Here is a 13,535-nt window from a genome sequence, read left to right on the forward strand (position 1 = left end):
GCTCGCTCCTACATCAGACTTCTTCCAGCGCCTGGGCCAGCGGCACGTAAAACTCTTTGAACAACGCGCTCACAGCATCGCGGGACTGATCCGTGACGAATCCCGCCTCCAGCACCAGCACTTGATACACCCCGCGCTTTATCGCTTGCTCGCTGAGATGGCTGGAATTTTCCCGCGTGGTGCACAGAAAACGCACCCAGGACGTGAGAATGATCCAGGCGTTGAGCGTCAGGGATTCGATCTGCACCCCATCCATTTTGAGGATACCGGCAGCAACGAAGCCTTCGTAGATCGCCGCGCCCTGGATCAGGCAGCGCTGGGAAAAGCGTCGATAGCGGTCGGCCAGATCCTGGTCGCTGTCGAGCAAATGCTCGAGGTCGCGATGCAAGAACCGGTAGCGCCACATCGCCGAAAGCAGTTCCTTCAAATAGAAGCGCTTGTCTTCCACCGTGGCGGCGCGGCCTTGGGGCGGACGCAGGAAGCTGTCCACCAGGCTTTCGTACTCACTGAAGAGCACGGCGATAATCGCCTGCTTGTTGGGGAAGTGGTAGTACAGATTGCCCGGAGAAATCTCCATGTGAGCTGCGATGTGGTTGGTACTGATGCTGCGCTCGCCCTGTTGATTGAACAGCTCCAGGCTGTTCTGCACGATACGCTCGCTGGTTTTGATCCGTGGGGCCATGGCTTGAGCTTAAATTCAGAGTGCGTTGACGGGCATCTTACGACCTATCCGCAAGTGGATGGAACATCGCAGCGCCGAGGAAGGCATTTGACATTTTAGAGCATAGACTCTAGAAAGAGCCTAATTACAAAAAATCCGGAGCCGACCATGACTGCTGATATTTCCTACCTGCAAAACCTCCAGCAGCCTCTGGACGAGCTTAACGCCCTGTTCGAAGCCCAACGCGCGGCCTATGCGGCCAATCCGATGCCACCCGCGGCTCAGCGCCAGCAATGGCTCAAAGCTCTACGCGACCTGTTGAACAACGAACGCCAGGCCTTGATCGATGCGATCAGCCAGGATTTCAGCCATCGCAGCGCCGATGAAACCCTGCTCGCGGAACTGATGCCCAGCCTGCACGGCATCCACTACGCCAGCCAGCATCTGAAAAGCTGGATGCGCCCGTCGCGTCGCAAGGTCGGCGTCGCTTTCCAGCCGGCTTCGGCCAAGGTGGTTTATCAGCCGCTGGGCGTGGTCGGGGTGATCGTGCCGTGGAACTACCCGCTTTACCTGGCTATCGGGCCTTTGGTCGGCGCGTTGTCGGCGGGCAATCGGGTGATGCTCAAACTCAGTGAATCGACCCCCGCCACCGGTTTGCTGATGAAGGAACTGCTGGGTCGAATCTTTCCCGAAGACCTGGTTTGCGTCGTGCTGGGCGAAGCCGATATCGGCGTGGCGTTTTCGCGACTGCGTTTCGACCACTTGCTGTTCACCGGCGCCACCAGTATCGGCAAGCACGTGATGCGCGCAGCGGCGGAGAACCTGACTCCGGTAACCCTGGAGCTGGGCGGCAAATCCCCGGCCATCGTTTCCCGTGACGTGCCGCTCAAGGACGCCGCCGAGCGCATCGCTTTCGGCAAAACTCTCAATGCCGGGCAGACCTGTGTGGCCCCGGACTATGTACTGGTACCAGAGGATCGTGTCGGCGGCTTCGTCGAAGCGTATCGATCGGTCGTTCGCGGTTTTTATCCGACACTCGCTGACAACCCGGACTACACCGCCATCATCAACGACCGACAACTGGCGCGCCTTAACGGCTATGTCAGCGATGCCACCAGCAAGGGCGCGCTGTTGATTCCGCTGTTCGAGCAGGGCCAGGGACGACGCATGGGGCATAGCCTGCTGCTCAACGTCAGCGATGATATGACGGTGATGCAGGACGAAATCTTCGGCCCGTTGCTGCCGATCGTGCCGTACAAGGACCTCGATCAGGCGTTTGCCTACATCAACCAACGCCCTCGCCCACTGGCGCTGTATTACTTCGGCTACGACAAGCGCGAGCAGAACCGCGTATTGCACGAAACCCATTCGGGCGGCGTGTGCCTGAACGACACCCTGCTGCACGTTGCCCAGGACGATATGCCGTTCGGCGGCATCGGTGCTTCGGGCATGGGTCATTACCACGGCCATGAAGGCTTCCTTACTTTCAGCAAGGCCAAGGGTGTGCTGATCAAACAGCGCTTCAACGCAGCGAAGCTGATCTATCCGCCGTATGGAAAATCCATCCAGAAACTGATCCAGAAGCTGTTTATCCGCTAATGACTGCCACCTTCGGGTAATAACAATAATGACCCCAAGCCTGTCCGATACACCCGCGCTGTCACGGCGCGGCTTGCTGAAGTTCAGCCTCGGCGCCAGCGCCTTTCTCGCCACGGCCGGGTTGGGCGCCAGCCTCAGTGGTTGCTCATCAAGCATTGCCGCCAGCGGTTTCGCTGTCCTGCGCAGTGGCGATTTATTGTTTTTGCGGGCGCTGGTGCCGGTGCTGCTCGACGGGGCCGTGGCCGTGGAACGTATGCCCGAGGCCGTTGAAGGCACGCTCAAAAGCCTCGACTACAACCTCGATCACCTGTCGCCGGAGATGCTCAAGCTCACCCGGCAATTGTTCGATGTGCTGGGCATAGCCGTCACCCGAGGGCCGCTGACCGGCATCTGGGGCAGTTGGGAAAACGCCAGCGCCGACAATATCCGGCATTTCCTCGATCGCTGGGAAAACAGCTCGTTGAGCCTGCTGCGTATGGGCCACAGTTCATTGGTGCAATTGGTGATGATGGCCTGGTATGGGCGCAAGGAATCGTGGGCCCATTGCGGCTATCCCGGGCCGCCTACTGTTTGATACCGAGTCGCCCCATTCGCGGGCAAGTCGAATCGTCGCACCGCACGCTCCCACAGGATTTGAGTCGTCCATAAAGGGTGGGTGCCCCCCGAAACCTGTGGGAGCGTGGCTTGCCCGCGAAGGCGTCAGCCGCCTCACCACAAAATCCGACAACAAGAAGAGAACCCAACAATGCCCGTACCCGATCCGTTCCGCGAAGGCATGGCCCGTGGCTGGAAAACCTGGAACGGCTCGCAACTGAGCCAGGACCTGACCCTTGAAGCGGACGTGGCGATCATCGGCAGCGGCGCTGGCGGCGGGACCACCGCCGAAATCCTCAGCGCCTCTGGCTACAAAGTGCTGCTGATCGAAGAAGGCCCACTCAAGACCAGCAGCGACTTCAAACTGCTCGAAGATCAGGCCTATGCCAGTCTCTACCAGGAAGGCATCGGGCGCATGAGCAAGGACGGGGCGATCACCATCCTCCAGGGTCGCGCGGTGGGCGGCACCACGCTGATCAACTGGACCTCCAGTTTCCGCACCCCACAGCCAACGCTCGAACACTGGGCCAAAGAACACAACGTAAAAGGCCACTCACCAGCAGAAATGGCGCCTTGGTTCGAAAAAATGGAACAGCGCCTGGGCGTCGCGCCATGGATGGTCCCACCCAATGCCAACAACGATGTGATCCGCAAGGGTTGCGAAAAGCTTGGCTACAGCTGGCATGTCATCCCGCGCAATGTGCGCGGTTGCTGGAACCTTGGTTATTGCGGCATGGGCTGCCCGACCAACGCCAAGCAATCGATGATGGTCACGACCATTCCGGCAACCCTGGAAAAAGGCGGCGAACTGCTGTACCTGGCACGCGCCGAAAAACTCATGATCAGCGGCGACAAGGTCACGGGCCTGCAATGCGTTGCGATGGATGAGCGTTGCGTCGAGCCCAGCGGTCGCAAGATTACAGTCAAGGCACGGCATTACGTGCTCGCCGGCGGTGGCATCAATACGCCCGCGCTGCTGATGCGCTCAGAGGCACCCGATCCGCACCAGCGGTTGGGCAAGCGCACGTTCCTGCATCCAGTGAACATGTCCGCCGCGCTGTTCGACGAGGTGGTCAACCCGTTCTATGGCGCGCCGCAGTCAATCTACTCCGACCACTTCCAGTGGCAGGACGGCGCCACGGGCAAGATGTCCTTCAAGCTGGAGGTTCCACCGCTGCACCCGGCGCTGGCGACCACGCTGCTCGGCAGTTTCGGTCAGGAAAATGCGCAACACATGGCGAACCTGCCGCACACCCACGCGATGTTGGCGTTGCTGCGCGACGGTTTTCACCCGGACAGCCAGGGCGGCAGCGTCGAATTGCGTAGTGACGGCTCGCCTGTGCTCGATTATCAGGTTTCACCCTACGCCTGGGATGGATTGCGCCGGGCCTTCCACACCATGGCCGAGATCCAGTTTGCCGGCGGCGCCACGGCGGTGATGCCAATGCACGCCGACGCGCGCTACGTAAAAACCCTCGCCGAGGCACGCACGCTGATCGACAGCCTTAGCTTGGAGTTGTACCGCACACGGCTGGGCAGCGCCCATGTGATGGGCGGTTGTGCCATGGGTGAAGACCCGAAAAACGCTGTGGCCGACAGCCTTGGTCGGCATCATCAACTGGCCAATCTATCGATTCATGATGGCTCGCTGTTCCCCACCAGCATTGGCGCAAACCCGCAATTGTCGGTCTACGGCCTGACGGCACAACTGGCGACTTCACTGGGTGAACGTTTGAAAAATCCATGAAAAAGGCGAATATTCCCATCGTCTATAGTGCTTTCTTACCCAAAAGGCGACTTGGCCGACCGGGAAGGCTGCGATACCATCCGACTCCCCAACGCACTCCCGCCAGGACGACGCGATGAACCGAGTGTTGTACCCAGGTACCTTCGACCCTATTACCAAGGGCCATGGCGATCTGGTCGAGCGCGCCTCGCGCCTGTTCGATCACGTGATCATTGCTGTCGCCGCCAGCCCGAAGAAAAACCCGTTGTTTCCCCTGGAACAGCGTGTGGAGCTGGCACGCGAGGTCACCAAACATTTGCCGAACGTTGAAGTCGTCGGCTTCTCGAGTCTGTTGGCGCATTTCGCCAAAGAGCAGAACGCCAATGTGTTCCTGCGTGGTTTGCGCGCCGTGTCGGACTTCGAATACGAATTCCAGCTGGCCAACATGAACCGTCAGCTGGCTCCGGATGTGGAAAGCCTGTTTCTTACTCCGTCCGAGCGTTATTCGTTTATTTCCTCGACGCTGGTCCGTGAAATTGCTGCCCTGGGCGGCGATATCACCAAGTTCGTACACCCTGTGGTGGCGGACGCCCTGACCGAACGCTTCAAAAAGTAGGAGCAAGTTTGCTCGCGAAAGTCGCTAACAACGACGCGAAAGACCCGATGTACAGCGGTGTCAGATGGTTTTTCGCGAGCAAGCTCGCTCCTACAGCGCCAATGCGGCACAATTACGCGCATTGATTTATTGCGCCCGGGCCTGCCGCCCCGGCTGGAGTTAGCATGTCCCTGATCATCACCGACGATTGCATCAACTGCGACGTCTGCGAACCCGAGTGCCCAAACGCCGCCATTTCCCAAGGCGAAGAGATCTACGTGATCGACCCGAACCTGTGCACCCAGTGCGTCGGCCACTACGACGAACCGCAGTGCCAACAGGTCTGCCCGGTGGATTGCATTCCGCTGGACGAAGCCCATCCAGAGACTCCGGATGAGTTGATGGAGAAGTACCGCAAGATTACCGGTAAGGCTTGAAACCCCGAAAAGATCGCAGCCTTCGGCAGCTCCTACAGGATGTACGCATTCCAAGGTAGGAGCTGCCGAAGGCTGCGATCTTTTGAACTTGCCCTTCACTCAGTCTTCTCAAATCCCTCCCCGACACACCCCGGACACCTCACAAACGCCGCTCTCGCCGGTTCCACGACCAGTGCCTGCCCCGCATCGCCCTCTCCGCCACCCAATACGGTAAATGGCACGGTCCTTCGGCATGACAGCCAGAATACTGACTAAAGACCGTAGGCGTTTCAGCTCTGGCAGCGTGGGCAAAAGACGCTGGCGCGTTGCCCGAGTTTGACTTCCCGCAGTTGCGTGCCACAGACCTTGCAGTGTTCAGCGCCGCGGCCGTAAACGAACAATTCCTGTTGGAAATACCCCGGCTGACCGTCACCCCCGATAAAGTCCCGCAGCGTGGTACCGCCACGCTCGATGGCGGCGGCGAGGATGCGTTTGATCTCGATGGCCAGCTTCAGGTAACGCGCCCGGGAAATGCCTTTGGCTTCGCGACGCGGGTCGATGCCCGCGGCGAACAGCGCTTCGGTCGCGTAGATATTCCCCACGCCGACCACCACCGCGTTGTCCATGATGAACGGTTTGACCGCCATCGAACGGCCACGGGACAGCTGGAACAGACGCTCGCCGTCGAACAGGTCAGTCAACGGCTCCGGTCCCAGGCGAATCAGCAACTCGTGGTTGAGCGGGTCAAGGCTCCAGAGCATGGCGCCAAACCGCCGTGGATCGGTGTAACGCAGGGCCAGACCCGATTCCAGCTCGATATCGACGTGCTCATGCTTGGCTGCCGGCAGACCCACTTCCACCAGACGCAGATTCCCCGACATTCCCAAGTGGCTGATCAGCGTGCCGACCTCGGCATTGATCAACAGGTACTTGGCGCGCCGTTCCACCAGCACAATGCGCTGGCCGGACAAGCGCACGTCCAGATCCTCCGGGATCGGCCAGCGCAGACGCCGATCACGCACGATCACACGGCTGACGCGCTGACCTTCCAGGTGCGGCGCAATTCCACGGCGTGTGGTTTCGACTTCTGGCAGTTCAGGCATGGCAACTCTCTAAATCAGGGGGCTCTGTAGGAGCGAGCTCGCGAAAAACCTGCAGGTGCCGCGATCATTCTGGATGCTCGCGCCATCGTTAACGTTTTTCGCGAGCAAGCTCGCTCCTACACCTACAACAGTCTTCATTCGCTCAAGTAAGCAGCATTGCAGCAATCAGCGGTGAGTGCCAAGGTCGCGAATCGTCTGCTTCAGGGTTTCGAAGTCGTAGTCCGAGAGGCCGACGTAATCGAGCACCAGATGCCCGATGCTGTTCCATTCGTGATCCTCGGCCTGGTTGCCCAGCACCCGATAGGACGCACAAATGTGCTCGGCCATCTTCAGTATGGCCAACAGGTTCTTCAACGAACTGTTGCGCGACGAATCATCGCTGAAGATGGCCAGGGCATTGTGGTGATTGGCGATCGCGGCGCTCACGTGGTCCGGCAGGCGCCAGGACTTGGCCGTGTAGTAACCCACCACGGCGTGGTTGGTGTTGAACGCCTGGTTCTCGGTATCCACCACGCGGCAATCAGGGCCGGCGTTGGCGTAGGCCTGTTCCAGCACCGCCATGTAGTCGGGAAAACGCTGGAGCATCAGCGGTACACCACAGTCGTGGAACAGCCCCAGGGCATAGGCTTCATCGCAAGCCTGGGAGCCAATGCGCTTGGCCAGGGTCAGGCAGGTCATCGCCACGTCCTGGGCGGTGTCCCAGAAACGGTTCAGGGTGACGATGGTTTCGTCGTTCATTTCGCCCTTGATCGACTGCGCGTTGATCAGGTTGATGATCGAACGACTGCCCAGCAGATTCACCGCACGCTGGATCGAGGCGATCTTGTTGGTCAGGCCGTAATACGGTGAGTTGACGATTTTCAACAATGAGCCAGACAGGCCGGGGTCCTGGGAAATCAGCTTCGCGATCACATCCAGATCCGGGTCGGGCATGTACTGCTCCATCTGCAGATCCACCATGATCTGCGGCTGGGCCGGCACACTGATGCCTTGCAGGGACTGTTGGATCTGTTCGGAAGTCAGCTCTTGGGACATAAGTACACACTCTGGGCCAGCCGCAGATTCTAGCTTCTAAAGATTGGATCCGACACCATGGCCGGCCCATCGGCGCAAGTTTCATCCAATGACGGACCTGATCACCGCATGTCCATCCGTCACGCCGTGGCCTTGCGCAACACGTTATACTCCCGCTCTTTTTTCCGGAGCGACGTCATGTCCCTGCCTAGCCTGCGCCTCAAAGCCAACGCCGACCGTCGTCTGCGCAACGGTCATTTGTGGGTCTACAGCAACGAAATCGATGTAGCCGCTACTCCTTTGCACGGTTTCAAGGCCGGCGACCAGGCGATCCTCGAAGCCGCCGGCGGCAAGCCGTTGGGCATCGTTGCAATGAGCCCTAACAACCTGATTTGCGCCCGTGTACTGTCGCGCGACATCAAGTTGCCTCTCGATAAATCCCTGCTGGTGCATCGCCTGAACGTGGCCCTTTCGCTGCGTGATCGTCTGTTCGACAAGCCGTTCTATCGCCTGGTCTACGGCGATTCCGATCTGCTGCCTGGCCTGGTGGTGGATCGTTTCGGCGACATTCTGGTGGTACAGATCGCTTCGGCGACCATGGAAGCCCATAAAGACGACGTGATCGCGGCGTTGACCCAAGTGCTCAAGCCAAGCGGCATTCTGTTCAAGAACGATTCCGCTGCCCGTGACGCCGAAGGCCTCAACCGTTATGTCGAAACCGTGTTCGGCCTGGTACCGGAGTGGGTCGCGCTGGAAGAGAACGGCGTGAAATTCGAAGCACCGGTCATTCAAGGGCAGAAAACCGGTTGGTTCTACGACCACCGCATGAACCGCGCACGCCTGGCGCCTTATGCCAAGGGCAAGCGCGTGCTGGACCTGTACAGCTACATCGGTGGCTGGGGCGTGCAGGCTGCCGCTTTCGGCGCCAGTGAAGTGTTCTGTGTCGACGCTTCGGCCTTCGCCCTCGACGGTGTCGAGCGCAATGCCGCACTGAACGGTTTCGCCGAAAAAATGACCTGCATCGAAGGCGACGTATTCGAAGCCCTGAAAGAACTTAAAGCCAGCGAAGAACGTTTCGACGTGATCGTGGCCGACCCGCCTGCTTTCATCAAACGCAAGAAAGACATGAAGAACGGCGAAGGCGCCTACCGCCGCCTGAACGAGCAAGCCATGCGCCTGCTCACCAAGGACGGCATCCTGGTCAGCGCTTCGTGCTCGATGCACCTGCCGGAAGACGACTTGCAGAACATCCTGCTGACCAGCGCCCGTCACCTGGATCGCAACATCCAGATGCTCGAACGCGGCGGCCAAGGCCCGGATCACCCGGTACACCCGGCAATCGCCGAGACCCGCTACATCAAGAGCATTACCTGCCGGTTGCTGCCAAACAGCTAAAACCGCCCCCCCCCTGTAGGAGCGAGCTTGCTCGCGAAGAACGAACAGACACCGCGGAAATCCAGACACACCGCGTTATCGTTGACGTTTTTCGCGAGCAAGCTCGCTCCTACAGAGGTATTTACACATCCAGACCCACTGTCATCACGACGATCTTCCCCCCTGCGTCTAACGTTTTCTCTTCCCATCATCGAAGAGGACAACGGAATGTCCATCCCACCACACGCTGAAAATTTGCGAACTGGCCACTGCTCTGAATCCGGTCGCATCTATCTTCTGACCGCAGTCACCCAAAAACGTCGACCAATCTTCAAAGATTGGCGCATTGGTCGTTTGGTAGTGCACGAGTTTAGAAGAGCCCAGGAAGCAGGTGACGCCACCTCAATTGCTTGGGTGATCATGCCTGACCACTTTCACTGGCTCGTTGAACTGCATAACGGCGGTTTGCCTAAACTGATGCGAGTCACCAAATCCCGCTGCGCTCGACTCATCAATCAATCCCGAGGTGTTTCAGCCGCTGTATGGCAAAAGGGCTACTTCGACCGGGCTCTTCGCCGAGACGACGATCTGAAATCCATGGCTCGATACATCGTTGCCAACCCGCTGCGAGCCGGTCTCGTATCCAGAGCTGGGGACTACCCTCTGTGGGACGCCATATGGCTCTGATGCACAATCCCCTGTAGGAGCGAGCTTGCTCGCGAAGAACGCACAGACACCGCGGATATCCAGACACACCGAGTTATCGTTGACGTTTTTCGCGAGCAAGCTCGCTCCTACAACAATCTCAGAAGGGTCCCACGCCCGGCCACATTGACTTACACCCTCGTCAGTTCAATCCTCGTCCACCCCTCTCGGACCGAGCGCGTTGATTGATGTCCCACGCCAAAAACGCCAACGAAAAGCCGCTGATCGTCCTGTTGCTGCTGACCATGACGCTGCTGAGTGTTTTCCCACTGGATGTGGTTCTCCCTTCTTTTCCCGAGCTATCGATCCATTTTCGGACCTCGCCCACTGACGTTGCCCTGTCTGTCAGCCTGTTCGCCGTCAGCCTCGCACTCTCCATCATGCTGGTTGGGCCGCTGTCGGACATGTGGGGCCGCAAGAGGCTGTTGCTGGGAGGTATCGCCGTGGCGGCCATTGGCGCGGTTGGCTGCGCCGTGTCCCGCGAATACAGCTGGTTTCTTGTTTTTCGGGTGGTCCAGGCGATCGGTTGCGGTTCCTTTTCGCTATCGCAGGCGCTGATCCAGGACCTGTTCGTGGGCCATGAAAGGCAGCAACTCAGGATCTGGATGGTGACGGCCAGTGGCGTTTTCATTTCAATTTCGCCCCTGCTGGGGACCTGGCTGCAATTGCAGCTTGGCTGGCAGGGCAGCTTTTATGTGTTTGTCGCGCTGGCCGCTTTCGTCTGGTTGAGCGCCTGCTGGCTGCTGAAGGAGACTTCATCGGTCCGTGCGGCATCCCGTGGGGGATTTTTCCGTGCTTATTGGCATGTCTGCTCGGATGCACGCTTCATGGCTTACTGGCTGATTTCGGCCCTGGCCTTTGCCTGCCATTTTTCGTTCATCGTCACCTCACCCATTATTTTCATGGAGCATCTGGGTCTTTCGCCCTATGAATTTGCCTGGACGTTGTTGCTCTACGGCGTTGCCTATGTCGGCGGCGGCACGGTCGCCAACGTCTTGCATCGACGCCTGCAAGACCAAACCCAGATCGTTCTAGGCCTGACGCTGATCGCTGTTTCGGGTGTGGTCATGCTGTGGCTGACTCGCCACTTCGGCGTCTCTGCCGCTTCGGTGCTGATATCGATGCTGATCTGCACGATCGGGACCACCATTACCCGGCCGGTCGTCAACTCCAGGGCCATGGGTATCCACCCGGCCTATGCCGGAACCTCGACCTCGGTCGGCGGTGTGCTGATGTTCCTCAGTGGTGGCGTGATCAGCACGGTGATCAATCGTGTGCCCGGGGACCTGACCACAACCCTGGCCTTTTGCTTTTTGATATTGAGCTTCGCGGGCCTTGGCCTGAATGCATTGATCATCCAGCGCAATAAACAGGCGGTCGATATCGGCTGATACCTGCCAGTCGTCATCCCACAGATACCGTCAACGCTGGATCAACGCTTCCCGGCATTCCCTCCAGCCGCCAGCCGTGTAGAATCGCGACATTCATCGCCAGTCATCCCCGGCGGGTTTATGAGCTCAAGCTGAAGCGCGCGGCGATCCCGCAAAGTTATCGGCAACTTCCGGACACACGGCCATTTCCGAGTACTCCAGACGTCACTAGAAGCTCACTTCCCTTTTGATACCTGATTAGCCGCCCGGAGTGCTTCATGCCTGATTACCGCTCGAAAACATCCACCCACGGCCGCAATATGGCCGGTGCCCGCGCTCTGTGGCGCGCCACGGGGATGAAAGATGACGACTTCAAAAAGCCGATCATCGCCATTGCCAACTCCTTCACCCAGTTCGTACCGGGCCACGTCCACCTCAAGGACCTGGGCCAACTGGTCGCTCGCGAAATCGAACGTAATGGCGGTGTGGCAAAAGAATTCAACACCATCGCTGTCGATGACGGCATCGCCATGGGCCACGACGGCATGCTCTATTCGCTGCCGAGCCGCGAGATCATCGCCGACTCCGTCGAGTACATGGTTAACGCCCACTGCGCCGACGCCATCGTCTGCATCTCCAACTGCGACAAGATCACCCCTGGCATGCTGATGGCGTCCCTGCGCCTGAACATCCCGGTGATCTTCGTCTCCGGCGGCCCGATGGAAGCCGGCAAGACCAAACTCGCCTCCCACGGCCTCGACCTGGTCGACGCCATGGTGATCGCCGCCGACTCCAGCGCTTCTGACGAGAAGGTTGCTGAGTACGAGCGCAGCGCGTGCCCAACCTGCGGGTCGTGCTCTGGCATGTTCACCGCCAACTCGATGAACTGCCTGGTCGAAGCGCTGGGTCTGGCATTGCCGGGCAACGGTTCGACCCTGGCCACCCACAGCGACCGCGAGCAGTTGTTCCTGCAGGCCGGCCGCACCATCGTCGAGCTGTGCAAGCGCTACTACGGCGAGAACGACGAGTCTGTGCTGCCGCGCAACATCGCTAACTTCCAGGCGTTCGAAAACGCCATGATGCTCGACATCGCCATGGGCGGTTCGACCAACACCATCTTGCACCTGTTGGCCGCCGCCCAGGAAGCCGAGATCGATTTCGACCTGCGCGACATCGATCGTCTGTCGCGCACCGTGCCGCAACTGTGCAAGGTCGCGCCGAACATCCAGAAGTACCACATGGAAGACGTGCACCGTGCAGGCGGGATCTTCAGCATCCTTGGCTCACTGGCTCGTGGCGGTCTGCTGCACACCCAGCTGCCGACCGTGCACAGCCGCAGCATGGAAGAAGCCATTGCCAAGTGGGACATCACCCAGACCAACGACGAAGCGGTTCACCACTTCTTCAAGGCAGGCCCGGCAGGCATCCCGACGCAAACCGCGTTCAGCCAGTCGACCCGTTGGGAAACCCTGGACGACGACCGTGAAAACGGCTGCATCCGCAGCTTCGAGCACGCCTACTCGAAAGAAGGCGGCCTGGCCGTGCTGTACGGCAACATCGCCCTGGACGGCTGCGTGGTGAAAACCGCTGGTGTCGACGAGTCGATCCACGTGTTCGAAGGCAACGCCAAGATTTTCGAAAGCCAGGACAGCGCCGTGCGCGGCATCCTCGCCGACGAAGTGAAGGAAGGCGATATCGTCATCATTCGCTACGAAGGCCCGAAAGGCGGCCCAGGCATGCAGGAAATGCTGTACCCGACGTCCTACCTGAAATCCAAAGGCCTGGGCAAAGCCTGTGCCCTGCTCACCGACGGCCGTTTCTCCGGCGGTACTTCGGGCCTGTCCATCGGTCACGCTTCGCCTGAAGCCGCTGCCGGCGGTGCAATCGGTCTGGTGCAGGACGGCGACAAGGTGCTGATCGACATTCCGAACCGCTCGATCAACCTGTTGATCAGCGACGAAGAACTGGCCGCACGCCGGGTCGAGCAGGACAAGAAAGGATGGAAGCCGGTTGAAGTGCGTCCACGCAAAGTGACCACTGCGCTGAAGGCTTACGCCCTGCTGGCGACCAGCGCCGACAAGGGTGCTGTGCGTAACAAGGCGATGCTTGACGGGCTGTAAGCGTCAGCTGCGCCAATGAAAATGCCCCGCCACGTGCGGGGTATTTTTTTGCGCCAAATGTGCGAATGTTGCCGTGTCATTTGAGATTGATGCTGGATGTAATGGCCTATTCGCGGGCAAGCCCGCTCCCACAGGGATCCAAGTGTTCATACAATTTGTGTGACTTGCCAAGAACTCTGTAGGAGCGAGCTTGCTCGCGAAGAAGGACCAGACACCGCGGGGTATCAGGTAGCCAGCGTTATCGTTGACGACCATCGC

The 13,535-nt window shown here is 59.3% G+C and carries 12 protein-coding genes and 1 pseudogene; 9 read left to right on the plus strand and 4 right to left on the minus strand.

Going from position 1 to position 13,535, the window contains the following annotated elements; translation table 11 throughout:
- Positions 1 to 13: 13 nt before the first annotated feature.
- Positions 14 to 682 carry a TetR/AcrR family transcriptional regulator gene (locus ACRESJ_RS26220; RefSeq protein WP_431760460.1) on the minus strand — a complete coding sequence of 223 codons (669 nt, stop codon included), beginning with the start codon at positions 680 to 682 and terminating at the stop codon, positions 14 to 16.
- A gap of 147 nt (positions 683 to 829) precedes the next feature.
- Here ACRESJ_RS26220 and ACRESJ_RS26225 point away from each other — a divergent pair, with 147 nt between their 5' ends.
- From ACRESJ_RS26225 to ACRESJ_RS26245, 5 genes are all read left to right on the plus strand, one after another.
- The gene (locus ACRESJ_RS26225; RefSeq protein ID WP_431760461.1) at positions 830 to 2,260 is read left to right on the plus strand and encodes a coniferyl aldehyde dehydrogenase; all 1,431 of its coding nucleotides are present in this window, start codon (positions 830 to 832) and stop codon (positions 2,258 to 2,260) included.
- Positions 2,261 to 2,288: 28 nt separating this feature from the next.
- A complete protein-coding gene (locus tag ACRESJ_RS26230) occupies positions 2,289 to 2,834 on the plus strand; it encodes a twin-arginine translocation pathway signal protein (RefSeq protein WP_431760462.1) in 546 nt (181 codons plus the stop codon).
- A 171-nt stretch (positions 2,835 to 3,005) separates the two neighbouring features.
- Complete coding sequence (locus ACRESJ_RS26235; RefSeq protein WP_431760463.1) at positions 3,006 to 4,601, plus strand: GMC family oxidoreductase N-terminal domain-containing protein; 1,596 nt, start codon at positions 3,006 to 3,008, stop codon at positions 4,599 to 4,601.
- A gap of 115 nt (positions 4,602 to 4,716) precedes the next feature.
- Positions 4,717 to 5,196 (plus strand): pantetheine-phosphate adenylyltransferase, encoded by a 480-nt coding sequence (coaD, locus tag ACRESJ_RS26240; protein WP_431760464.1) that lies wholly within the window; start codon positions 4,717 to 4,719, stop codon positions 5,194 to 5,196.
- A gap of 164 nt (positions 5,197 to 5,360) precedes the next feature.
- Entirely contained in the window at positions 5,361 to 5,612 is a 252-nt protein-coding gene (locus ACRESJ_RS26245) for a YfhL family 4Fe-4S dicluster ferredoxin (RefSeq protein WP_431760465.1), read from the plus strand.
- Positions 5,613 to 5,707: 95 nt separating this feature from the next.
- On the opposite strand, the pseudogene ACRESJ_RS26250 reads toward ACRESJ_RS26245, so the two are convergent.
- The 3 genes and pseudogenes from ACRESJ_RS26250 to ACRESJ_RS26260 all read right to left on the minus strand — a co-directional run.
- Positions 5,708 to 5,836, minus strand: a pseudogene (locus ACRESJ_RS26250) (multidrug transporter); the annotation flags it as partial.
- Positions 5,837 to 5,881: 45 nt separating this feature from the next.
- Positions 5,882 to 6,694 carry a bifunctional DNA-formamidopyrimidine glycosylase/DNA-(apurinic or apyrimidinic site) lyase gene (gene mutM / locus ACRESJ_RS26255; protein WP_431760466.1) on the minus strand — a complete coding sequence of 271 codons (813 nt, stop codon included), beginning with the start codon at positions 6,692 to 6,694 and terminating at the stop codon, positions 5,882 to 5,884.
- A gap of 165 nt (positions 6,695 to 6,859) precedes the next feature.
- Positions 6,860 to 7,675 (minus strand): HDOD domain-containing protein, encoded by an 816-nt coding sequence (locus ACRESJ_RS26260; protein ID WP_431760485.1) that lies wholly within the window; start codon positions 7,673 to 7,675, stop codon positions 6,860 to 6,862.
- Positions 7,676 to 7,906: 231 nt separating this feature from the next.
- Between ACRESJ_RS26260 and ACRESJ_RS26265 the strand changes: the two genes are divergently transcribed.
- The 4 genes from ACRESJ_RS26265 to ilvD all read left to right on the plus strand — a co-directional run bounded on the left by ACRESJ_RS26265 (position 7,907) and on the right by ilvD (position 13,277).
- Entirely contained in the window at positions 7,907 to 9,103 is a 1,197-nt protein-coding gene (locus ACRESJ_RS26265) for a class I SAM-dependent rRNA methyltransferase (RefSeq protein WP_007995488.1), read from the plus strand.
- Positions 9,104 to 9,310: 207 nt separating this feature from the next.
- The gene (locus ACRESJ_RS26270; protein ID WP_431760467.1) at positions 9,311 to 9,769 is read left to right on the plus strand and encodes an REP-associated tyrosine transposase; all 459 of its coding nucleotides are present in this window, start codon (positions 9,311 to 9,313) and stop codon (positions 9,767 to 9,769) included.
- Positions 9,770 to 9,975: 206 nt separating this feature from the next.
- A complete protein-coding gene (locus ACRESJ_RS26275) occupies positions 9,976 to 11,178 on the plus strand; it encodes an MFS transporter (RefSeq protein ID WP_431760468.1) in 1,203 nt (400 codons plus the stop codon).
- Between the two features lie 257 nt (positions 11,179 to 11,435).
- A complete protein-coding gene (gene ilvD / locus ACRESJ_RS26280; RefSeq protein ID WP_431760469.1) occupies positions 11,436 to 13,277 on the plus strand; it encodes a dihydroxy-acid dehydratase in 1,842 nt (613 codons plus the stop codon).
- The last annotated feature ends 258 nt before the right edge of the window (positions 13,278 to 13,535 follow it).

Source organism: Pseudomonas sp., assembly GCF_050739655.1.
In the GTDB taxonomy this organism is placed as follows: Bacteria; Pseudomonadota; Gammaproteobacteria; order Pseudomonadales; family Pseudomonadaceae; genus Aquipseudomonas.

Excerpts from the sequence above, each read along its gene's own strand:
- ACRESJ_RS26220 (WP_431760460.1), bottom strand. The coding sequence starts at position 682 with ATGGCCCCACGGATCAAAACCAGCGAGCGTATCGTGCAGAACAGCCTG.
- ACRESJ_RS26225 (WP_431760461.1), top strand. The coding sequence starts at position 830 with ATGACTGCTGATATTTCCTACCTGCAAAACCTCCAGCAGCCTCTGGAC.
- ACRESJ_RS26230 (WP_431760462.1), top strand. The coding sequence starts at position 2,289 with ATGACCCCAAGCCTGTCCGATACACCCGCGCTGTCACGGCGCGGCTTG.
- ACRESJ_RS26235 (WP_431760463.1), top strand. The coding sequence starts at position 3,006 with ATGCCCGTACCCGATCCGTTCCGCGAAGGCATGGCCCGTGGCTGGAAA.
- coaD (WP_431760464.1), top strand. The coding sequence starts at position 4,717 with ATGAACCGAGTGTTGTACCCAGGTACCTTCGACCCTATTACCAAGGGC.
- ACRESJ_RS26245 (WP_431760465.1), top strand. The coding sequence starts at position 5,361 with ATGTCCCTGATCATCACCGACGATTGCATCAACTGCGACGTCTGCGAA.
- mutM (WP_431760466.1), bottom strand. The coding sequence starts at position 6,694 with ATGCCTGAACTGCCAGAAGTCGAAACCACACGCCGTGGAATTGCGCCG.
- ACRESJ_RS26265 (WP_007995488.1), top strand. The coding sequence starts at position 7,907 with ATGTCCCTGCCTAGCCTGCGCCTCAAAGCCAACGCCGACCGTCGTCTG.
- ACRESJ_RS26270 (WP_431760467.1), top strand. The coding sequence starts at position 9,311 with ATGTCCATCCCACCACACGCTGAAAATTTGCGAACTGGCCACTGCTCT.
- ACRESJ_RS26275 (WP_431760468.1), top strand. The coding sequence starts at position 9,976 with ATGTCCCACGCCAAAAACGCCAACGAAAAGCCGCTGATCGTCCTGTTG.
- ilvD (WP_431760469.1), top strand. The coding sequence starts at position 11,436 with ATGCCTGATTACCGCTCGAAAACATCCACCCACGGCCGCAATATGGCC.